The sequence below is a fragment of the Bacteroides sp. AM54-2NS genome (assembly GCF_003602935.1).
Classification (GTDB): Bacteria; Bacteroidota; Bacteroidia; order Bacteroidales; family Bacteroidaceae; genus Bacteroides; species Bacteroides xylanisolvens.
In genome coordinates this window covers 22686-45461 of sequence record NZ_QTMZ01000005.1, presented here as the reverse complement: position 1 = coordinate 45461, position 22776 = coordinate 22686, and the positions used below count along the sequence as shown (strand labels likewise).

Here is a 22776-nt window from a genome sequence, read left to right as displayed (position 1 = left end):
TCATTAAGAACTTCATTCACTATGAAAAAGAAATATGATATAAAAACGACAGATGTAGAAACCCTGAAAAAGTGGTATCATCTGATGACATTGGGGCGGGCTTTGGATGAAAAAGCACCGTCATACCTGCTACAATCTTTGGGTTGGTCTTATCATGCTCCTTACGCGGGGCATGATGGTATTCAGCTTGCCATCGGTCAGGTATTCACTTTGGGTGAAGACTTCCTGTTTCCTTACTACCGCGATATGCTGACTGTACTTTCTGCCGGAATGACTCCGGAAGAAATCATCCTGAATGGTATCTCGAAAGCGACAGACCCAGGCAGCGGCGGACGTCACATGTCGAACCATTTCGCCAAACCGGAATGGCACATCGAAAACATTTCTTCTGCAACGGGAACGCATGACCTTCATGCGGCAGGTGTGGCACGGGCAATGGTATATTATGGACATAAAGGAGTCGCCATCACTTCTCACGGAGAATCTGCCACTTCCGAAGGATTTGTATATGAGGCTATCAATGGCGCCAGCTTGAACGTCTTCCTGTGATTTTTGTGATACAGGACAACGGATATGGTATCTCTGTCCCTAAATCGGAACAGACAGCCAACCGCAAAGTAGCCGAGAACTTCTCCGGTTTCAAGAACCTGAAAATCATCTATTGCAATGGAAAAGATGTGTTCGACTCGATGAATGCCATGGCCGAAGCTCACGAATATGCAAGGGAAACCCGTAATCCGGTGATTGTGCAGGCCAACTGTGTTCGTATCGGTTCCCATTCCAACTCGGATAAACATACCCTGTACCGGGATGAGAACGAACTGGAATACGTAAAAGATGCCGATCCGTTAATGAAATTCCGCCGGATGTTGTTGCGTTACAAACGCCTGACAGAAGAAGAGTTGCAACAGATCGAAGCTGACGCAAAGAAAGAACTGTCGGCTGCCAACCGAAAAGCGTTGGCTGCTCCCGATCCTGATCCTAAGAGTATCTACGATTTTGTGATGCCCGATCCTTATCAACCCCAGAAGTACAAAGAAGGTACTCATGAAGCAGAGGGCGAAAAGACCTTCCTGGTAAATGCCATTAACGAGACATTGAAAGCCGAATTCCGCTACAATCCCGATACGTTTATCTGGGGACAGGACGTAGCAAACAGAGAGAAAGGCGGTGTGTTTAATGTCACCAAAGGTATGCAGCAGGAATTCGGCGAAGCCCGTGTGTTCAGTGCGCCGATTGCCGAAGATTATATTGTAGGCACCGCCAACGGAATGAGCCGCTTTGATCCTAAAATCCATGTCGTGATAGAGGGAGCGGAGTTTGCCGATTACTTCTGGCCTGCCGTAGAACAATATGTAGAATGTACGCATGAGTATTGGCGCAGCAATGGTAAGTTTGCCCCGAATATACGCTGCGGTTGGCTTCCGGAGGTTATATCGGTGGAGGGCTGTATCACTCTCAAAATATAGAAGGAGCTTTGACTACATTGCCGGGAGCACGAATTGTCTGCCCTTCTTTTGCAGATGATGCAGCCGGATTGTTACGTACTAGTATGCGCTCTAAGGGATTTACTTTGTTTCTCGAACCGAAAGCATTGTATAATTCGGTAGAAGCTGCTACTGTGGTGCCGGAAGACTTTGAAGTACCTTTCGGAAAAGCACGTATCCGCCGTGAGGGTACGGACTTGAGTATTATCACATACGGAAATACGACCCATTTCTGTCTGCATGCCGCCGAACGATTGGAGAAAGAGGGTGGTTGGAAAGTAGAAGTGATCGATATTCGTTCTCTGATTCCGCTGGATAAAGAGGCAATATTTGAATCGGTCAAGAAGACCAGCAAAGCATTGGTTGTACATGAAGATAAAGTATTCTCCGGTTTCGGTGCGGAGCTTGCAGCAATGATTGGTGAGGAAATGTTCCGTTATCTCGACGGACCGGTGCAGCGTGTCGGTTCTACGTTTACTCCCGTCGGTTTCAATCCGATACTGGAAAAAGAAATTTTGCCGGACGAAGCTAAGATATACGAAGCTGCACGGAAATTATTGGAATATTAAAAGATAAGAATGATGAAAAAGATAGGTTTGTTTTATGCTACCAAAGCCGAAAGAACGAGTTGGGTGGCAGAGAAAATACAGAAAGAGTTTGGTGAAGACAAGATAGAAGTAGTGCCTATCGAGCAGGCCTGGCAGAATGATTTTGCTGCTTATGACTGCTTCATTGTGGGTGCTTCCACCTGGTTTGACGGGGAACTTCCTACTTATTGGGACGAACTGTTGCCGGAACTCCGGACAATGAAATTGAAAGGTAAGAAGGTTGCTATCTTCGGTTTGGGAGATCAGATACGTTATCCGGAAAATTTTGCAGATGGAATTGGTCTGCTGGCAGAAGTCTTTGAAGGCGATGAGGCTACCTTGGTCGGTTTTACTTCTTCCGAAGGTTACACTTTCGAACGTTCTAAGGCTTTACGTGGCGAGCAGTGGTGCGGGTTGGTTGTCGATTTGGATAATCAGTCCGAACAGGCGGAAAAGAAAATCAAAGCATGGTGCCAACAGGTCAAAAAAGAGTTCGCGTAACGACTTTGTTTCTCTTTATAAGATAGTGACGCTATCCAATGCAAATAGTGACGGTATATGCTATGGATAGCGTCACTATCCCACGCGTATACCGTCACTATTTTTTTTTCTGCATTAATCTGGAGTCTTACGCTTGTTTATAGCGTATATCGACTGCGATTTTTGCTTGCTTTCTTATATCTTTTAATGATAAGGGAGCTTTCTTTTTTAAAGATATTTGTTGGCTCTTATCCTTTATAAATAAATTTCACTTCTGCCCAACGATTCTTCTCTTTATAATGAACGAAAGTCAGTCCGTTCTTCTCCGCTTCTTCGCGGATGGCGGCAATGTCGTCTATATAAAATCCACTCATGTAGAGTTCGGAATTCGTATGCATACAGGCAACATATTGCTTCATATCATTTAGTAATATATTCCGGTTGATGTTGGCGATGATAACGTCGAAAGGTCCTTTTCCTACAAGCGACGAGGCATCTCCTTCTGATACGGCAATATCGTCTACGTGATTCAATTCGATGTTTTCGATGGAGTTTCGTACGCACCATTCATCAATGTCGATGGCCGTACAGGGACGTGCGCCCCGCATACGTGCGAGGATGGCGAGAATCGAAGTTCCGCAGCCCATATCGAGCAGGGATTTATCTTTCAGTTCGCTGTCCAATAATTCTTCAATGATGAGGCTGGTAGTCTCGTGGTGTCCTGTTCCGAAGGCCATTTGAGGATTGATGACGATGTCATATTCCGCTTTGGGGACATCTTGGTGGAAAGTGCTGTGGATCACACATCGGTTTCCGATAATGATGGGTTGGAAGAAATTCTTTTCCCATTCCTCGTTCCAGTCCTTGTCTTCCGCTTCGGTGTATGTATAAGTAATATCCGTATCGGGTAGGGGGAACTCGTTGATGGCAATCTTGATGGCGTTTTCATCACACAATGTCTGTTGGATATATGCGGTCAGTCCGCCTTCACACTCAACAAAACTTTCAAATCCGACTTCACCCAATATGGCAGCCAGTACGTCATTGACGGTTTCGGTACAAGGCTGGGTGCGGAATGTGAATTCAAAATACTTCATAGTTGTTTTTAATGCTGGTGAATAATGTGCAAAGATACAGCAATCCGGGTATAGAAAGTCAAGTTTGCCTGAACTTTATGCCGGTGAGCGTTGTATCTTCTACAAAGATAGTTAGAAATAGGGATTTCCCTATTATCCTTTGGGGAAAATCTCCCCCGGACGAAAAATCTCTTCCTTATCTTTGTAACGTGAATAAGTTTAAGTAATTACATAAACCGAGATGATATGAAAAAGATTGTTTATTTCTTGCTATTTGCCTTGTGCCTTCCGATAGGTATCTTTGCACAAAGCGTTGATGACGACCTTTACTTCGTACCTTCCAAAGACAAACAGGAGAAGAAAGAAACTCCGGTTAAGAAGGAACCGAAGAAACAGGTGACGACTAACATCTATACTTCACCGGGTACTACAGTGGTTGTTCAGGACCGTAAGGGAAGAACACGGGATGTGGATGAATATAACCGCCGTTACGATGCACGTGAAAATGAATTCGTAATGGATAATGATACCTTATATATAAAAGAAAAATCTAATCCGGATTTGGACGGAGAATGGGTGACGGGCGAATTCAATGGTACGGAAGACGACTATGAATACGCTGAACGTATCATCCGTTTCCGCAATCCGCGTTTCGCTATCAGTATCAGCAGTCCGTTGTATTGGGATGTAGTTTACGGTCCGAATTCATGGGATTGGAACGTATATACCGATGGTATGTATGCTTATGCATTCCCGACGTTCAGTAACCCGCTTTGGTGGGATTGGCGTTATGGCTCTTACGGCTGGGGATGGAACTATGGCTGGGGATGGAATCGTCCTTATTACTCTTGGGGATATTACCCCGGTTATTGGGGCGGAGGCTACTGGGGTGGCTGGTATGGCGGCGGATATTGGGGACATCATCACCACTGGCATGGTGGTCCTAGCTGGGGCTGGGGCGGAGGTGGAAGCGGTCGTTGGACAGGTCCTACCTATACAAACCGTCGTTCTTCCGGACAAAGCAGTTACAGGAATCCTTCTACTATTCGTCGTTATGGTTCGAGTGCCGTTCGTTCCAGTGGTTCTTCTGTTCGGGGAGGCTCTGCAGTTCGTTCAGAAGGTAGCTCTGTTCGTTCTTCTGGTTCTACTTATAGTAGGGGAACTACTTCCAGACGTGTAGTGGGTACACGGACTTCAGGTGAACGCAGTGGCTCAAGTAGTCGTAGCAGTGCTACTTATTCTCGTCCAAGTAGTACTAGAAGTAGCGGAAGTTCTTCATCTTCCCGTTCGACTGGTTCTTCTGGTTATTCGCGTTCGTCTGGAACCACTACTAGAAGCAGTAGTGCAAGATCAACTTATAGTCGTGGAAGTTCAGAAGCACCGCGTAGTTATTCTCCAGCAAGTAATAGTAATACCCGTTCTTCTTCCTATGGCACTTCTCGTTCTTCTTCACGCAGTTATTCTCCAGCTTCGTCAGGTGGCAGTAGCTCTCGGGGTAGTTATTCGAGCGGTGGTTCTTCTTCTAGATCATCATCAGGTGGAGGTTCCTCTCGTAGTAGCAGTGCCAGAAGATAAGTATTAATTAAATGGTTTTGACAGGAATGAAAAAGATAAGTGTTTTAACTGCTCTGGGGATGCTAATGATAGCGCCTTGGGGAATGGCACAAACGATATATGACGGTGCCAAACTAACAGGAAAAGATTTGAATGGCACAGCTCGATTTGTGGGTATGGGTGGAGCTATGGGAGCTCTTGGAGGAGACATATCTACGATGGGGACTAATCCGGCAGGTATTGGCCTTTATCGCAGTAATGATGTAATGACTTCATTTGGGCTTTCTCTTTATGGGAATGAAAGCCAGTATTTGGGGAAAAAGTTTAATTCCGATTTAACTAAAGGAGATTTTAATAACATCGGGTTTGTATTTTCTTCGAAGATTGGTAATGAAACTCCGCTGCGTTTTGTGAATTTCGGTTTTAACTATCATAAAGCGAAATCATTTAATAACAACATGCGCATGGAAGGTAATTTGGGGCTTTACTCCCAAACCTATCTAATGGCATCTCAAGCAGCTGGCATTGAAAAATGGGGAGATTCGCCTTATACGGATAATGGTATTGGGTGGCTTTCTATTCTTGGAGCTGATGCTGGGCTGATTAGAGATATTACAATACATGACAAAACAGGAGGGGTAAACAATATTCCTTATACCTATAAGGATGAACAAGGGAAGGAGGTACAGTATAAGGATATAAATGGTAATCCTCTTTATATCTCTCCTGGACATTTTGAAGGAATGTTGGATAATGGATATGCAAATTTTCATTCAGAAGAACGCGGAGGAATTGATCAATATGATTTTAATGTATCATTTAATTTCAATGATCGGGTATATTTGGGATTGACGCTAGGTGCCTACTCCGTGGATTATAATAAATATACTTTTTATGGTGAGGATTATGGAAACGATGAAAAATACAATTTGCAGAGTTGGAATAGAATAAAGGGGTCTGGCTTTGATGTGAAGTTTGGAGCTATTATTCGTCCTTTTGAATATTCGCCTTTTCGGGTTGGATTAGCTATACATACGCCAATATTCTATAGTTTGGATTATAAAACGAGTGCACAAGTTATATCGGATGTGATGGATGTTGTAACTGGAGAAATAAAGGGATATGACGTGAAATCATGGGATAATCTTCCGGGAAAAGGGGATATGATCCTTCCTTTCGATTTTCAGACTCCTTGGACTTATAATGTAAGTTTGGGATATACGGTAGGCAAGAGCTTGGCTTTAGGAGCAGAGTATGAGTATCAAGATTATTCTTCCATGAAGTTTAAAGATACTGAAGGTAATTCTTCTGCTTATGAATTTGAGAATAGTACGACGTCTATGTTGAAAGGGGTTAGTACAGTCCGTCTTGGTCTAGAGTATAAGGTGATTCCACAGTTTGCTTTTAGGGCAGGATATAATTATAGTACTGCGGCTTTCCATCAAGATGCTTTCAAAGATTTGGCTATTAACTCTATTCAGACAGATACAGACTTTGCCAATTCTAAATCAATGAGTAATTATACATTGGGTATTGGTTATCGCGGATCAATGTTTTATGCTGATTTGGCTTATAAATACTCTACATATAAAGAAAATTTCTATCCGTTTGTGAATGGATTTACAGATGAAGATGGTAATACAGTCATTGGTTCACCGGAAGCAACGAAAGTTACGAATACACGCAGTCAAGTGTTATTTACCGTAGGTATGCGTTTCTAACCTAAAAAAGACAGTTTTCAATTTCAATAATAACTTTTGTGTGTAAAAAATCCCTGGAATGCTGAGTGTCTACAGCGGTTCCGGGGATTTTTATTAGTATCACTTTTTATTCTTTAGTCTTATCTGAATAGTGGAGTTCGTTCGTCAATGATTCCGCGTCTTGCGTACATTTTTACCGCAACAGGAGTTCCGGCTTCTATGGTAATGTCCTCCTCTGCGATGATAGGTTCTTCTTTACCGTCCTCCAGGATAACCGTTCCTATTTTCTCGCCGGCTTTGATGAGCTGTGGAATCAAGTTAGTCAAGATACCTCAGATACTTTCCGGATATCAATGTATTCCGGTTTTGCATTGGGGTCAGCTTCGATTTTACCGCTGAACAGGTCTTGCACACCTTTGTTCTTCAAGAACAGTTTAACGATTGCTCTACCTTCGTACGGCTGGTTGTTCTCGTCGAGCAGAACGACGGGCGTTGTCATTCTCTTGAATGCAAGAGCAACATTCTTAGAACCTTTGTTGGCTTGGGCTGTACCGAACAAATATTCTAAGCCACCCTTGATTTCACGATAGCGGCTGCTCAATGATCTGGTAGTAGCAGCTTCGTCGGTCAATTCAGGATAATGAGCATAGAAAGTAACCGTTTCCGAATCGGTGCCTGCTTCGTTCCAGGTTTGGCTATCCATGCCTATGGCAAACGGATGATAATCCTGCTCGGCAACGGACATGGAGATAACATCCCCGGCAGCGAAATTGCTTTTTAACGGAAGTGTCAGACTACTGCTGTTACGGGTAAGAGCATTGTTGATACTTTGGTCAATAGAAGTAGAAAAGTCGATCACTCCATTACTGGGGTCTTGCAGTTCTTCTTGCTGTTGACAACTGAACAGGCATACTGATGCCATAACAAATAAAAGGCTTTTTCTTTTCATTTGAGGGTAATTAATAGGTTAATAATAGTGAGAGGTTTTCTAATATTCTACTCTGTCTTCTTTGGCCACCCAGGCTTTGAAGGCAGTAAGGGCTTCATTATGTAGTAGGATTTCGGAAGGCAGCTTTCTGTCTTCAGGTTTCAGTTGCAGTTCGTCATAGATAAAAGAGTCGTCGAAGCCGATGTTTTTGGCATCGGTCTTGTTGTTTCCATAGTACATCTTATCCAGGCGTGCCCAATAAATAGCACCCAGGCACATGGGGCAAGGTTCGCAGGAAGTATAGATTTCGTATCCGCTAAGATCAAATGTTCCGAGTTTGGCAGCTGCGGCACGTATGGCGCTTACCTCGGCGTGAGCCGTAGGATCACAAGATGCAGTGACACGATTAACTCCTGTTGCAACTATTTCTCCGTCTTTCGTGGCAATCACAGCACCGAAAGGACCTCCACCATTTTCAACATTTTCTTTTGAAAGCTCGATCGCTTTTCTCATTAAAGCTTCTTTAGTCATGGCACAAAAAATATATTGTTAGTTTCATTTTTTCTTTGCTTCTTTCTACAAAGATAGAAAAAACTAACAATATACAATGGAATGTCCCTATTAATTTTTTAACAATACCGGCAGAATCCGGAAAAAGAAGGAACTTTTTTTTGCTTTTTTTAGGGTTATAGCTTACCTAAGATCTTGTCCATTACCCAGTTAGTCAACGTTGCACTTTCGCCGTCGCAAGAGCAAACCGACTTACCCAATAAGTGGTCTACTACTGCTTGGATAAGAGGCTGTTGCACGTGTTCCGGGTTGCCGATACAGATTTCTTCCCGTCCTTTCTCGGTATGCAGTCCGATAGGTTCGTAAGTAAAGACAGAGAAGCAAATCATTCCTTTGTCGCCGATAATCTCTATGCGGTCTTCGCGGGCAGAATCATGGGCTACGAAGCACCAGGAACCACTACCCACCAGTCCGTTGTCAAATTGGAAACAGGCGCTTAATGTATCTTCTGCAGGATAAAGCCCGCCGCGATTACTCTTGTAACCGCTTGCTTCGAGGATACAACCGAACATATCCTGCAACAAATCAATCTGATGCGGAGCAAGGTCGTAGAAGTAGCCGCCTCCGGCAATATCAGCCTGCACACGCCAGGGAAGATTATCACGATTGTAATCCAGATCGCGTGGCGGCTGGGCAAAACGAATCTGTACATTGATAACGTTGCCGATCGTTCCGTTCTCTACTAATTCCTTTACTTTCTGGAAATAGGGAAGATAACGTCGGTAGTATGCTACGAAACAGGGAACCCCCGTTTCATTGGATATGCGGTTGATTCGGGTACATTCTTCATACGTCACCGCCATTGGCTTCTCAATATAGGCCGGTTTACCCGCTTTCATGGACATAATGGCATACGTAGCGTGTGAAGAAGGAGGAGTGGCTATATAGACAGCGTTTACTTCCGGATCATCTATCAGCTCCTGTGCATCGTCATACCATTTCTTGATTCCTCTCTCTTTGGCATACGCTTTCGCTTTCGCGCCGTCACGACTCATCACGGCTACGACTTCCGAATGTTCTACTTTCTGGAAAGCGGGACCGCTTTTCGTCTTGGTTACTTCTCCGCAACCAATGAAGCCCCATTTGATCATCTTTTCACTCATAATATAATATACCTATTGTGTCTGTTCTAACAAACCCCAAAGATAAAGCTATTTTTTGTCAAGAGCAACTTTATTGATTATTAACTTAGCGGGGACAGTTGGAAAACAGACATTGTGTTTTGTTTCAACAGAAGCTCTATTTTATCGGAACAAAGGCTCTGTTTCAGGCAAACAGAACGTCTGTTTGAGGCGGATATATACTTCATTTCGGTAAGAAGCAAGGTGAACACTGCTGATCCTCCGGCTGAAGAACCATAACCACCGGGCAAAGCGCAAGGAAAAGCCGGGGCGGGGAGAGGTTTTTCCCGGCTGGATAAAAAGAAAGGAGAGAATCGCGATTCCCTCCTTTGCATGTAGTTTAATTGAAACTACTTTATCATTAACTCTGTAAAGATACGACATTCGAAAGCGAAAGTCAAGTCTTTGGGAGTTTATTTCTCGTAATAGACATGAATATATCTATCTTACATTCTGTTTTTGATTGTTTTCTTCTGATCTGTACTATGATAAGGTTATTCTTTATCATAGTACTTTTTATAAATCTTCTGGTATTCTTTCTCCTTTTGGAATTTATCCAGCCATGCATTCAAACTATCGAGTAAAGCGGGTGATTGTTTGCTGACTGCCCATGAGTAAAATTGTGTAAAGCTGATGGCTGTATTTATATCTATCTGTGGGATGGAATCGGCAGCCGCGCGTGCGATGCTTTCGTCACAAACGGCATAGTCGATATCCCCATGAGCTACCATTGAGATTAATTGTTCGGAACCGTATTTCTCTATTTCTTTGATATAAATGGTATCGCCGATTTCATTACCTAGATTCTGAATACGCAGAATAGAAGGAGACCCTTTTACTACGTGAAGTGTCCGCCCGGCCAAGTCCAGCTGGCTACGGATATAGAGTGAGTCGTTTTCTCCGTTTTCTTTCCGTTGCACGAGCACTTGCTTGTTGAGCGTGATGGGAGAGGTGAGGAGCAGAGAGTCTTTCAGTTCGCTGGTAGCTAATATGCCGCAGGCAATTACATCGTAACGTCCCTCGCTTAATCCTTCCAGCCGTTCTTCAAAACTCATCAGGGGTGTTATTTCGGTCTTTAATCCCTTGTCATGGGCAAAAGCCTGTATCAGTTCGTAATGGAAACCGGAAACGGTATCGCCGTCCACGTAGAAACTGATCGAGTTATATTCAGTCGCTACACGCAATATACCTTCTTTGGCAATGGCTGCATAATCACGTGGGTGTCCTGACGGCTTTTCCTGATTACCGCATTGGCGGATAGAAAAGATGATTGCCAATACAATGATTACGGGCACTAAATATCTGGCCAGTCTCAATTTGGGGCGTGTTACCATAAGCCATATAGATTTTGTTAATCATAGAAATTCCATGAAAGACCGAATTTCAGTACACGCGGGTTGATAGGATAGTGAGGAGCCAGGAAGTAATTCGGGCTGCTCATACCTTGATTCACGTGATACATCATTACATAGAAACGTGTACGCTTTAGATGTAAGTTTGCGTATACATTCACGATCGGATAACCTCCTATCTCTACCTGGTCATTTTCCGGTTGCAAATAGAAGTTTTGGATAGCCGGCATATAAGCGGGTGCATTGTATTTACTGAAATAACGCACATCGGCACCCAATTGTACACTAAGCACTTTCTTTGCCAGCTTGAACTGCATATAGAAATTGTGATACAGCGAAAGATCAGGCAAAGGCAATACGGTCTGGTCGCTGGACTTTTGCCAGGTTACTTCATTGTCTAAATGGAAGATTCCCAGCTTGAAGTCCTGATTAAGACTTGCTGACAACACCTGTATACTTCCGCTTTTCTGTTCCGGCATTGCTTGTTGGTTGAAATAAGTGTAGTTCTTTATATTTTCAACTCCTGCTTTCAAGCGTGTTCTCCAACGTGCAATGCTTAATTCTCCTTCAATACGGGTACGAAATTCTTTGTCCATATCATTGTCCCACATGAAATGTTTGGAATGATAATGACGCATATAGAAAGGCGCAAGCTTATTGCTGACTTCACCACGGGCTATAAGGCTCACAGTGTCTTTCCATAACGGAAAGTTAAGGTCGATATCTCCTTTCACATTGAATTGTCCGATTGCTTTTCCGGCGAGTCCCACTTCACCAATGGCATGGTAATGAAGTACATTTCCTTCACGTTTGGATAATTCGCCTCCAACAAATATTTCATTTTCATTGTATTTGTCGGGCAATGGATTCCCCTCCATATTCATAAGAGTATATTTGCTGATTTTATAGGAAGCAAATGCCGTGAGTCCGGCTTTGGCATATTTATTGAATCCTTCGAGTAGAGCAATACCTATGGTATTCTTGATACCCATATAAGTAGTACTGTCTCTGGCAATCGGATTATCCGGTTCCAAATAGGTGTTTTGATAATAGTTCTTTTCACGCATGTCATCATCAGAGTTGAAGCTATGACGTGCACGCTCTACCTGAATGGTATGTATAAAACTAGTGACCGGCACAAACTCTTGTTTGGCTGGAGTAGTGTCATTTTCGGCCTGCGGTATGTCGCGGCTGAATCCCAGATTGTAACGTTGGGTCAGGAATATATAAAAGTCATGATTACGGTTGGTTGTGGCGCTTAGTACAGTCGGGATATTGGTTGATTCATATTCCCTTTGGCCTTGTGCCATCTCTTCAGGAGCAGTGATGTATCGGTCGTCCTCAATACCTCCGTTTTCATTTGTTTTGAGATAATTGTTGCTGTATATTGCCTGCATCTGATAGCGGTCGCCGATATAACTACCGAAAATTGCCGCATTGAAATAAGCCGTATTTTGGTTATTATAATATCCTCGTCCGTACAGGTAATCTATGTTAAAACCGAAAGCCAGCTTCTTGTTTACATTGACAGAGAAATAAGACTTAAAGCGTTCTTCTCCGTTTATTTTATTACCGGCTTTATGATACGTCAGATTGGTATAAGGTACGTTACTATTGGTGAAATTGAATTCCGTAGGACGAATAAAGAAACTGGAGAAAGGCTCCATAAAGATAGTAGGTTTCGGATCACGACGTTCAAAGAAGATGCGTGACATACGGGGAGAACCCATATTGGCCAGATAATTATAATGTCCGGTAAGTCCTCGGTAAGATTGGTGTTTTGGAAGTGGTGATAAGCAGTATCCGCCGGGATGATAGTCCGGTCGCCCAACTGATTATTAATACGCCACATATATAATTTCGGAGGTAACCCCTGTACTTCTACATTTGCACTATCCAGTCTGTCCGGAATCATGGCAGGGTCCACCTGGTTACCGTATTGGTCGTATCCGTTTTCGTCCACTCTCTGGCGACCATTATCGAACTGTGCATGGACAGTTGTCAAACCTATAACGGAAAAGATTATATATAATAGTAAGATTCGTCTCATAATTGGAGGCAAAGATACTTACTTTAATTGATTTAATGATAATGGATAATTGAAAATTATGTTGCATACGTACTATACGTAGCTAATAATTATCAATTATCCATTGTACATTATCTGTTAATTAAACCTCACGGATTAACTCCATACCTTTCTTGATAGCTTCCTCGTTCATCGGAATCAAGTGATGGTGGCGTTCCGGCAGGGTTTTCTTAAGTCCTTTGATAACATTCTCCAACGTTACGATGGGGCGGAGCTTCAATAATCCGCCAAGTACGATCATGTTGAATGCTTTGGCATTATTCATCTCGTTGGCTGCATCCATTGCGTCGATACGATATACCTTAATATCCTTGCGGGTAGGAGGGTTGATAATTCCGTAACCGTCATAAATCAGGATACCACCGGGTTTCACTTTGCTTTCAAACTTTTCGAGTGAAGGCTGATTCAGAATGATGGCAGCGTCGTATTTACTAAGAATCGGTGAGGATATTTTGTCATCGCTTACAATAACTGTAACGTTGGCTGTTCCACCTCGTTGTTCGGGACCGTATGCCGGCATCCAGGTCACTTCTTTGCCTTCCATCAAACCGGAATATGCCAGAATCTTACCCATAGACAATACGCCTTGTCCACCGAATCCTGCTATAATTATTTCTTCTTTCATTGTTCTGTTGACTTTTAGCGTTATTCTTTATCTTTTAAATCACCCAGCGGATAGAATGGGAACATGTGTTCTTCCATCCATTTGTTCGCCTTCTCCGGAGTCATCTTCCAGCCTGAACTACAAGTGGAAACGATTTCTACCAGGTTGGAACCTTTACCGTTCATGGAGTTCTCAAAAGCCTTGCGGATTGCCTTCTTAGCCTTACGGATAGCCGGTACGGATTGTACGGACTGACGGGTTACGTAAGCAGTTCCTTCCAGTTGGGCTGCGATTTCAGTAATCTTCAATGGATAGCCGTGAAGTTCAACGTCACGTCCGTAAGGACAAGTCGAGCTCTTCATGCCTACCAGTGTAGTCGGTGCCATCTGGCCGCCTGTCATACCGTAGATCGCATTATTGATAAAGATAATCGTGATATTCTCACCACGGTTCAAAGCGTGGATTGTTTCGGCTGTACCGATACAAGCCAAGTCACCGTCGCCTGATAAGTGAAAACAAGGCGGTCCGGCCACAGGCGTTTCACAGCAGTCGCCACAGCAGGAGCACGTCCGTGTGCTGCTTCTTGCCAGTCAATATCGAGATAGTTGTAGGCAAACACTGCACATCCCACCGGAGAGATTCCCACAGTTTTATCTTCCATACCCATTTCCTCAATGACTTCGGCAATGAGTTTGTGTACCACACCGTGACTGCAACCCGGGCAGTAGTGCATGGCGTTATCGTTCATCAGAGTCGGTTTTTTGTAAACCAGATTCTCGGGTTTGATTATTTCTTCTTTAGTCATAACTTCATCTCCTTATCTGTTGGTGAACCGTATAAAAAACTCCATCAGCTTGACAAAGATTGCCGCGCCGCATACGTAGATAAACATTTTGAAATCATCTTTTGCTACAAAGTAGGTGATGATGGCTGCAACAGCCAATATCATAAATAGGATGTTCAGTACGTTTCTTATTTTATCGGGATTCATTGTTTCGTTATTTGATTATTTTTTCTTTCAAGGCAGTTACAATTTCATCCGGATCGGGAACGATGCCACCTAGACGTCCGAAATGTTCTACCTTTACTTTACCGTTAACAGCGAGACGGACATCTTCAATCATCTGTCCGGCATTTAGTTCCGTAACGAGCATACCTTTTACTTTATCAGCGTATGCAGCAATCGCTTTGGTTGGGAACGGCCACAGTGTAATCGGGCGAAGGATACCTACTTTAATTCCTTTTTCACGGGCTAGTTCCATTGCTTTCTGGCCAATACGTGCCATTGAACCGAAAGCGATAATCAAATACTCTGCATCTTCGCAGTTGATCTCTTCGAATCGTACTTCATTTTCTTCAATTTCACGATATTTAGCTTGAAACGGAGGTTGTTGATTTCCATTGCTTCCGGTTTCAATTCAAGGGAAGTGATAATATTCGGTTTGCGGTCTTTTGCTTTTCCGGTAGCAGCCCATGGACATTGTTCAATTACTTCTGCTTCTGTGCGGCGTGGCTTTTGTGCAGGAAGAACAACCTTTTCCATCATCTGACCGATCACACCGTCGGCAAGGATAATAGCCGGATTACGGTATTTGAAGGCCAGTTCGAATCCTAATGCTACGAAATCCGCCATTTCTTGTACGGATGCCGGAGCGAGGGCAATCAGTTTGTAGTCTCCATGACCACCACCTTTTACTGTCTGGAAGTAGTCAGCCTGGCTAGGTTGGATAGTTCCCAGTCCGGGACCGCCACGCATTACATTTACAATCAGACAAGGAAGTTCGGCACCGGCCAAATAAGAGATTCCTTCTTGTTTCAAGCTCACACCCGGACTTGAAGAGGAGGTCATTACCTTCTTTCCGCTACCTGCACCTCCATATACCATATTGATAGCTGCCACTTCACTTTCCGCCTGGAGTACTACCATGCCGGTTGTTTCCCACGGTTTCAGTTCGGCAAGCGTTTCCAACACTTCCGATTGGGGAGTAATAGGATAACCGAAGTATCCGTCGGCACCGCAACGGATAGCTGCGTGGGCGATGGCTTCGTTTCCTTTCATTAATACAACTTCTTCTGCCATATTCTTTTCTTTTATTCTACTTTTACTTTATACACTGAAATACATCCGTCCGGACAAACCGTTGCACACGAGCTGCATCCGTTACAGGTATCTTCCTTCACTTGCCAGGCATAGTTATAGCCTTTCATGTTTACCTCTTTATTGAGGGCGATTACATCGAGCGGACACGCCACTACACACAGGTTGCATCCTTTGCAACGCTCCGTGTCGACTACGATTGCTCCTTTGATTTTTGCCATAATCTTTATTTTATTACGTTATCTTTGAGTACGGTTATTGATTATACATCTCTTTTATTGATTGAACATATCCTTGTGGTAGAAGTTGAGGATATCTATTGCCATCTTCCTGGCCTGAACGGCAGGACTGTCCGGATTGATCTCGATGGCATACTGGTAGTTGTCCAGTGCCTGCTTCCAATCTCCTTTCTTTCGGTAGGCATTTCCCCGTAAATAGTAAAGAGTATCTTTCTCTTTTTCGACAGAACTGTCCTGGAGAAGCTGGTCCAATTGCTTAATCGCTGTGTCCACATCCCCCTGATTGATAAGCTCTTTTAGGTTGTCTATTTGCTCCATTTCTTTTCGTCTTTCGGGATTCTGAAACGCAAAGATAGTTTTTATTTATGTAAACAGGGCAAATGAGGACGGAAATTTGCAACGTTTTGAGTTTATTGCATATTCTATGAATATATAGTCAGGGGAAAGAGAACTCATTTGAATTTTGCGTTTTTTGTCACATTATGTACACTGATGCTTGGTTATCCTATGCTTTTATTTATAGCTTTCCCTGATTGTTACTTAAGGAATATTTTTCAGCGAAAACTCCTGTACATCCCACAAAAGATTCAATTCGGTTAGATAGTTCAAATACCCTCACACAAATAAAAGGATAATGAGCCGTTAAGAAACAGAATTCTTTTGTTACATTTGCGATTGGAAATTAAAAAAACACTCAATGTTATGACTAAGGGCGATGCGGAACAAGTAGAACCAATGAAGCTTATATTCAATTATAATAATGTATTTTACAGCTTCTATTACGATGACCTTGGCGGTTGTATACACCGTTCTCGTGAATATGCTATCAACTATGTGTATTCAGGTGAGATGATTCTTGATAATGGAAAAGAACAAATTCATGTCAGAAAAGGCGAATGTGTCTTTATCCCCCGCGATCATCATATAACAATGTATAAGAGAACGTACGACGGTGAGCGGTATTGTGGTATTTTCCTGATGTTTACACGTCGTTTTTTACGTGAGATGTATAGCAAATTGGGACAGCGGAGAGTACCCGTCAATACTCCAAAACTTGATTCGGGTGTGATAAAACTGCCCCAAACGGTGGAACTCGCAAGCCTTTTCGCTTCAATGACACCTTATTTCAATCCTGAAGTAAAACCGAAAGATGATTTTATGAATCTGAAGATACAGGAAGGTCTGCTCGCTTTGTTGGATATAGATGAACGGTTTGCCCCGACGCTTTTCGATTTCAACGAGCCGTGGAAAATAGATATTCTGGAATTTATGAGCGAGAACTACATGTATGAGTTCACAATGGAGGAAATGGCTCATTATACCGGGCGCAGCCTTGCCACGTTCAAGCGGGACTTCAAGAAGATAAGTGACCTGACACCTGAAAAGTGGCTTATTCGCAAGCGTCTTGAGGTGGCTTACAACAAGATGAAGGAAGGCGGTAAAAAGGTTGTGGACGTCTACGCAGAAGTAGGGTTTAAGAATCCTTCCCATTTTTCAACCGCATTCAAGAAACAATATGGTATATCACCGACCGCCATATTTGCATAGAATTCTTATTTGTGTAAATCGGGACAGTTTTATATTGAGCTTTTGAGCAATACTATTTGAGCCTCACAGCAATGCCGCTGTGAGGCTTTTGCTTTACCTTTGCACTGTAAAATAAGAAAGAATAATTCAACAACCATTTAAGTAATAGCAGAATGAAAACAACGAATCTTACATCCGTGGCAATCGCAGCCTTGTTAGGAACCGTCATGCTTGCGGGCGCAGGCTGCACAAATAGTAAAACAAATCAAGAAACAAGTGATAATATGGAAACATTGAATCTTACTCAAGAATGGGACAAGAAATTCCCGCAAAGCGACAAGGTAAACCACCGTAAGGTGACGTTTAAGAACCGTTACGGCATCACACTTGCTGCCGACCTCTACGAACCAAAGAATGTTGAAGGCAAACTCGCTGCCATAGCTGTGAGCGGTCCTTTCGGAGCTGTAAAGGAACAGGCATCCGGTCTTTATGCACAGACAATGGCGGAACGTGGGTTCCTTACTCTTGCATTTGACCCCTCATATACCGGTGAGAGTGGCGGTGAACCTCGTAATGTAGCTTCACCGGACATCAATACCGAAGATTTCAGCGCAGCAGTCGATTTTCTCACAGCATTGCCTGATGTGGATGCAGAGCGCATCGGGATTATTGGTATCTGTGGTTTCGGTGGGATGGGACTAAATGCTGCTGCTATGGATACACGTATCAAGGCTACAGTGGCTTCGACGATGTACGATATGAGCCGTGTGAATGCCAATGGTTATTTCGACGCAGAGGATAGTGCCGACGACCGCAACAAAAAAAGGGAGATGATGAATGTTATCCGTATCCGTGACGCGCAGAGTGGTACAATCACTTCCGGTGTCCCTGGGTTACCTGACAGCATCACCGGTGAAGAGCCACAATTCGTCAAGGATTATTTCGATTATTACAAGACTAACCGTGGTTTCCACGTTCGCTCTATCAATTCCAATGGTGCATGGAGTCCTACGATGACGCTGTCTTTTATCAATATGCCGCTATTAGCTTATATTCATGAGATTTCCCGCCCCGTACTTCTTATTCATGGTGAAAATGCCCATTCGCGTTATTTCAAAAGTTGACAGGTGATAATAAAGACTGATGATTATCCCTGGAGCGAACCATACTGATCTCTACGACCGTACGATTCCTTTCGACAAATTGGAGGACTTCTTCAGAAAGAACCTGAAATAATAAATTATGAGTAAACAGTAGTAATAGCTATATACAATTAAAACAATTAAATGATGAACGATATTTTTGCAAAAGACTTGAGCGGTGAGATGGTCTCACCTGATGAACCGGGTTATGATGAACTGATTGCGGATATTTTCGCTACCATAAAGACTGCAACCGAGATGAACACGGGGTATCGTACGCCTGAAGAGGTGCATGAATATATGGAACGTATTCTTGACAAAGAACTGGATGCAACCACCACCGTCCTGCCGCCACTCTACATTGATTATGGTAAACCTGTCAATATTGGTAAGCGATGTTTCATCCAGCAATGCTGTACGTTTTTCGGACGAGGTGGTATTACGATTGGTAATGATGTGTTTATCGGGCCGAAAGTCAACTTGATAACTATCAATCATGATCGGATCCGGATAACCGCAGTGCCACATACGGACGTCCGATTGTGATTGAAGATAAGGTTTGGATTGGCATAAATTCGACTATACTTCCAGGTGTAAGGATTGGCTATGGAGCGATAGTGGGAGCCGGTAGCGTGGTAACTAAAGATGTTCCGGCGATGACAATCGTAGCCGGCAATCCGGCACGAATCATCAAAAAGATAGAAACAAGCGAATAATATAATGGCTGCTCCCTTATGAAATAGGAATTATACCTGAAGAAACTGTAATTAATAAAGGTGCGTTCTAACTCTAATGAAGGTAAGGTAGTTGAAATAAATATCTTACCTTCTGCAGATTGTTTAGAACCCATATAATCAGTTACGCCTGTTTTCCTTATTGATACGTTATAAGCCGTTTCTACATTATATTCATATTAGATAAGAGTGTTTTATTTTTCAATGGCATAGTGTTATCTTATTCTATATTAAAAAGCAGCAATAGGACGTACGTAGTAAGCCGTCGATATATAGGACTGAGTAGTGTTACCATTTGTCAAACCTACACTCCACGAATCTCCACTTCCATTTTGGACGGATTGCCAATATCTGCCCGAATTATAATTAGTGAAAACAGTTTTTTTGATTAACTCTCCTCTTGTATTTCTCAACTCCAGCATCTGTCCTCCGGCTGGGAAAAACCATCCGCTGGTTTTAGCATCTGCGGCAGGCGAGTAGCTGATACATGCATTAGCAGCCGGATAATTACCTATACCATCGGCTTTGAGTAATTGTGTTATCTTAAAGCCATTAAAATATCCGTACGGACTACTTCCGTTACGATTGGAATCCAAAGCGAACTTCTTGTTCCCCCACTTGATGGCTGCTCCATTATTTGCATCTTTCAGTGCCACTGTATATCCATTAATGTTAGTCATCGGCTCTCCGTTACCATTGACATATTCACTATCATCCGCTGTAAATCGCCCCACCTTGAAGACAAGCCCGATGTAAGTTCTTTTGATAATGGATGTTTCGCCCGGAATAATCTTACCATCGCTACAAAAATAGTCGCCCACCTGTAGCGCCCGGGTTATGCTTCCGTCGGTATAGACCGCTGTTTCCACCTGCTGAGTGTAGTATTTCCCGGCAGCGAGCTTTCCGGCTGTTAGTGAGGTCCCCGTATATAGAATCGTTTTGTCACCTTTCGTTAGATAACTCCCGGCAGGCACAAAGTCGCCTGCGGGGAAGGTACGATGGCACGAAACGTTCCGTCGTCCATACGCAGGGCTTTGATGCCGTTTATAGTAGCGTCTTTGGCAGTAACGTCCAGCCTCAGTACCCCACCGGCATACTCAAAGCTTGCTCCTGCCGGGGGAACGCAATTAACTAATCCCATCGGTTTGAGTACCAACAACGCATGCAGATGTTCAAACTTCAGCGTAAGCATCTTCTTATTCGCATTTGCCGGGTCTACCGTGGGGCTGGCAACGGCTGCCATCAGGTCGCTGCCGGTATAGGCGGCGGAGGTGGACTGGTCAGCGGCCGGTTGCAGCTTAGCGTTGTTTGCCAGGTCTTTGAGGATTTCCGCTTTATTGTCTTGTTTGATTGTAATACCGTCCCGATAAGGATAGTATGCCACATAGGCGAGATTATCGTCGTAGCTGTACAATGCGTGTGTATCACCGGTGGCAGGTGCCCAACTGCCCGTTCCGTCCGCTGCTTTTGTATAAACCAGTTTGAGGTTGTACACACCATCGATAGTGGCTACATTGGGCGTTTCAAAATTCCTGAGGGCGAAGATGCCGATGGCATCACCATCGGAAAATTCTGTGGTATAATCGTTCTCGATTGGCGTGCGGGTGACGGAGGTATTTTTTTTATCAATGGCGGTGTAACGACTCACCGTTGCACTGATGGTAAGAGGGATGCGGCGATCTGTATTTCCGATGTTCTCCATACCTGCCTCGTCCGTACAACCACCTCCAAGGATAAGGAAGGTATAGAGACAAATATTAGACAAGAATGTTTTGTTTTTTAACGGCATAGTGTTCTCTTATTTTATTATAAAATAATTTTTATAGATGGATTAAAATGCTAAGGCGGTACGTACCATAGATCCTGAGCTTTTGTTTTTTTGACTGTATGTTCCTGAGTCCCAATTAATGTTATATGAATTTGCCGCAGTCGCTTCCGTACTGCTCCAGTAGTGGTGCTGCCATCCGCGTCCCATGGCGCCGCCACACTTATCAAAACTTTTAGATATTACCTCTGCATACTTCTTCTTTATATAAATCAGTTGTCCTATTGAAGGCAGAAACCATCCGCTCGTAGTTTGGGGTGAATTGGTCTGCTTTCTTACATAAGTCATCATATCATTATAACCGGCAGAGATTGCTTGTAATTTATCTGTATTGAAATAACCATTAAAGTCGGTGGTGCTTTTATAAGTGCCAAAGTCAGTACCACCGCCATTGTGCCATTGGTCTGTCCCTTCTGACCGATTAATCACATATCCGTGTACTTCCATCGGGTTTCCATTTTTATCGACATATACACCGTTATCTTCCGGATGCCGTCCTACATAAAAAACAACTCCGATAACGGGACTGCTGAAAGAGTTTGCCTCATAAGGTGAAATCTTGCCATTGCTACAGAAGAAGTCACCCTCTTGAAGCGGGCGAATAACACTTTCATCGGGAGATTCCAGCATATTCACCTGTTGGGTGTAGTATTTACCGGCAGTGAACGTAGCTGCTGCCAGTGAAGCACCTGTATAGAGAATTGTTTTATCTCCTGTAGTCTTGTAATTTCCGGTAGGTACAATATCTGCCGAAGCAGTTTTCACAATGGCACGGAACGTACCGTCACCCATAGGTAATGCTTTGATGCCATTTATGACAGCGTCTTTGGCTGTAGCGTCTGCCCCCAGCATTGGATCGCTATATTCAAAGCCTGCCCCGGCAGGGGGCGTGCAATTGAACAACTTATTTGTTTTCAGCACCAGCAACGCATGCAGATGTTCGAACGCTAGCGTCAGCACCTTCTTGTTGGCATCCGTAGGGTCGGTCGCAGGCCGGGCAAAGGCTGCCATTAGGTCGCTGCCGGTATAGGCGGCGGGGGTGGACTGATCGGCGGCGGGTTGCAGCTTGGCGTTGGCTGCCAGGTCTTTGAAAATTTCCGTCTCGATGTCTTGTTTGATAGTGATTCCTTCCCGGTAAGGATAGTAGGCTACGTAAACCAGGTCGTCGTAACTGTACAGCACGTGCGTGTCGCCAGAGGCGGGCGCCCAGCTTCCCGATCCGTCCGCGGCTTTGGTGTAGACCAGCTTGAGGTTGTACACCCCGTCAACGGGAGTTACATCGGGCGTTGCATACTCTTTAAGGGCGAAGATGCCGATGGCGTCGCCGTCGTTGAACTCCGTGGTGTAGCCGTTCTCAGTGGGTGTGCGTGTGGCGGGGGTGTCTCCCTGCACGCAGGAAACGAAGCCGCTTGCAGTGGCGCGGATGGTGAGGGGCGTGCCGTTGCCTGCATCGTCGATGCCCTGCGGCTCATCTGCTATTTCCGTGCAGCCTCCCAAAGCGCAACTGCTCGCGATGAGGAGGGCGGCGCCAAGGAAGCCACTGATGAAGGAATGTTTGTTTTTAAACGTCATAACTATCTTGTCTTTTTTATCATATTCCTAATCATGTTTATTTTTCCCGTCACACGAGGATAGCACCTATCTGGTACGACGGACCTTCAAC

The 22776-nt window shown here is 43.9% G+C and carries 15 protein-coding genes and 7 pseudogenes; 7 read left to right on the top strand and 15 right to left on the bottom strand.

All coding sequences use genetic code 11. The features are described 5' to 3' along the window. Nucleotides 1-21 precede the first annotated feature (21 nt). A pseudogene (locus DXA05_RS04460) lies at nt 22-2056 on the top strand (thiamine pyrophosphate-dependent enzyme). A 12-nt stretch (nt 2057-2068) separates the two neighbouring features. Continuing rightward, nucleotides 2069-2575: a flavodoxin gene (locus DXA05_RS04455; protein ID WP_004314967.1), complete on the top strand. Its 507-nt coding sequence runs from the start codon at nt 2069-2071 to the stop codon at nt 2573-2575. Nucleotides 2576-2802: 227 nt separating this feature from the next. Here the strand turns inward: DXA05_RS04455 and prmA are convergent, their stop codons facing one another. After that, complete coding sequence (gene prmA / locus DXA05_RS04450) at nt 2803-3651, bottom strand: 50S ribosomal protein L11 methyltransferase (protein WP_074706057.1); 849 nt, start codon at nt 3649-3651, stop codon at nt 2803-2805. A gap of 225 nt (nt 3652-3876) precedes the next feature. Here prmA and DXA05_RS04440 point away from each other — a divergent pair, with 225 nt between their 5' ends. Both DXA05_RS04440 and DXA05_RS04435 read left to right on the top strand, forming a co-directional pair. After that, nucleotides 3877-5205: a hypothetical protein gene (locus tag DXA05_RS04440; protein WP_009040822.1), complete on the top strand. Its 1329-nt coding sequence runs from the start codon at nt 3877-3879 to the stop codon at nt 5203-5205. A gap of 26 nt (nt 5206-5231) precedes the next feature. Then, nucleotides 5232-6905: an outer membrane protein transport protein gene (locus tag DXA05_RS04435; protein WP_074706103.1), complete on the top strand. Its 1674-nt coding sequence runs from the start codon at nt 5232-5234 to the stop codon at nt 6903-6905. A gap of 119 nt (nt 6906-7024) precedes the next feature. On the opposite strand, the pseudogene DXA05_RS04430 reads toward DXA05_RS04435, so the two are convergent. From DXA05_RS04430 to DXA05_RS04375, 11 genes and pseudogenes are all read right to left on the bottom strand, one after another. Next, a pseudogene (locus DXA05_RS04430) lies at nt 7025-7833 on the bottom strand (fimbrillin family protein). A 39-nt stretch (nt 7834-7872) separates the two neighbouring features. Next, complete coding sequence (locus DXA05_RS04425; RefSeq protein WP_004314961.1) at nt 7873-8343, bottom strand: nucleoside deaminase; 471 nt, start codon at nt 8341-8343, stop codon at nt 7873-7875. A gap of 155 nt (nt 8344-8498) precedes the next feature. Beyond that, the gene (locus tag DXA05_RS04420) at nt 8499-9485 is read right to left on the bottom strand and encodes a Gfo/Idh/MocA family oxidoreductase (RefSeq protein WP_004314960.1); all 987 of its coding nucleotides are present in this window, start codon (nt 9483-9485) and stop codon (nt 8499-8501) included. A 512-nt stretch (nt 9486-9997) separates the two neighbouring features. Beyond that, complete coding sequence (locus DXA05_RS04410; protein WP_008774894.1) at nt 9998-10837, bottom strand: transporter substrate-binding domain-containing protein; 840 nt, start codon at nt 10835-10837, stop codon at nt 9998-10000. Nucleotides 10838-10854: 17 nt separating this feature from the next. Then, a pseudogene (locus DXA05_RS04405) lies at nt 10855-12905 on the bottom strand (putative porin). A gap of 121 nt (nt 12906-13026) precedes the next feature. Beyond that, the gene (locus DXA05_RS04400) at nt 13027-13569 is read right to left on the bottom strand and encodes a 2-oxoacid:acceptor oxidoreductase family protein (protein ID WP_004297415.1); all 543 of its coding nucleotides are present in this window, start codon (nt 13567-13569) and stop codon (nt 13027-13029) included. A gap of 20 nt (nt 13570-13589) precedes the next feature. Next, nucleotides 13590-14353, bottom strand: a pseudogene (locus DXA05_RS04395) (thiamine pyrophosphate-dependent enzyme). A 12-nt stretch (nt 14354-14365) separates the two neighbouring features. After that, complete coding sequence (locus DXA05_RS04390; protein WP_004297417.1) at nt 14366-14539, bottom strand: hypothetical protein; 174 nt, start codon at nt 14537-14539, stop codon at nt 14366-14368. Between the two features lie 7 nt (nt 14540-14546). Next, a pseudogene (locus DXA05_RS04385) lies at nt 14547-15628 on the bottom strand (3-methyl-2-oxobutanoate dehydrogenase subunit VorB). A gap of 11 nt (nt 15629-15639) precedes the next feature. Next, on the bottom strand, nt 15640-15867 hold the full coding sequence (locus tag DXA05_RS04380; RefSeq protein WP_004297419.1) for a ferredoxin family protein: 228 nt from the start codon (nt 15865-15867) through the stop codon (nt 15640-15642). A gap of 54 nt (nt 15868-15921) precedes the next feature. Beyond that, complete coding sequence (locus DXA05_RS04375) at nt 15922-16203, bottom strand: tetratricopeptide repeat protein (protein WP_004307591.1); 282 nt, start codon at nt 16201-16203, stop codon at nt 15922-15924. Nucleotides 16204-16587: 384 nt separating this feature from the next. Here DXA05_RS04375 and DXA05_RS04370 point away from each other — a divergent pair, with 384 nt between their 5' ends. The 3 genes and pseudogenes from DXA05_RS04370 to DXA05_RS04360 all read left to right on the top strand — a co-directional run bounded on the left by DXA05_RS04370 (nt 16588) and on the right by DXA05_RS04360 (nt 19270). Continuing rightward, nucleotides 16588-17433 carry an AraC family transcriptional regulator gene (locus tag DXA05_RS04370; protein ID WP_128858831.1) on the top strand — a complete coding sequence of 282 codons (846 nt, stop codon included), beginning with the start codon at nt 16588-16590 and terminating at the stop codon, nt 17431-17433. A gap of 152 nt (nt 17434-17585) precedes the next feature. Continuing rightward, nucleotides 17586-18648: pseudogene (locus DXA05_RS04365) on the top strand (alpha/beta hydrolase). Nucleotides 18649-18701: 53 nt separating this feature from the next. After that, nucleotides 18702-19270: pseudogene (locus tag DXA05_RS04360) on the top strand (DapH/DapD/GlmU-related protein). 248 nt (nt 19271-19518) lie between these two features. On the opposite strand, the gene DXA05_RS27060 reads toward DXA05_RS04360, so the two are convergent. From DXA05_RS27060 to DXA05_RS04350, 3 genes are read right to left on the bottom strand one after another with little or no spacing between them, the layout of a single operon-like run. Then, nucleotides 19519-20262: a hypothetical protein gene (locus tag DXA05_RS27060; RefSeq protein ID WP_284515413.1), complete on the bottom strand. Its 744-nt coding sequence runs from the start codon at nt 20260-20262 to the stop codon at nt 19519-19521. Continuing rightward, nucleotides 20241-21077 (bottom strand): fimbrillin family protein, encoded by an 837-nt coding sequence (locus tag DXA05_RS27055; RefSeq protein WP_284515412.1) that lies wholly within the window; start codon nt 21075-21077, stop codon nt 20241-20243. The genes DXA05_RS27060 and DXA05_RS27055 overlap by 22 nt, the downstream gene beginning before the upstream one ends. A 42-nt stretch (nt 21078-21119) precedes the next feature. After that, the gene (locus DXA05_RS04350) at nt 21120-22685 is read right to left on the bottom strand and encodes a fimbrillin family protein (protein WP_128858830.1); all 1566 of its coding nucleotides are present in this window, start codon (nt 22683-22685) and stop codon (nt 21120-21122) included. Nucleotides 22686-22776 lie beyond the last annotated feature (91 nt).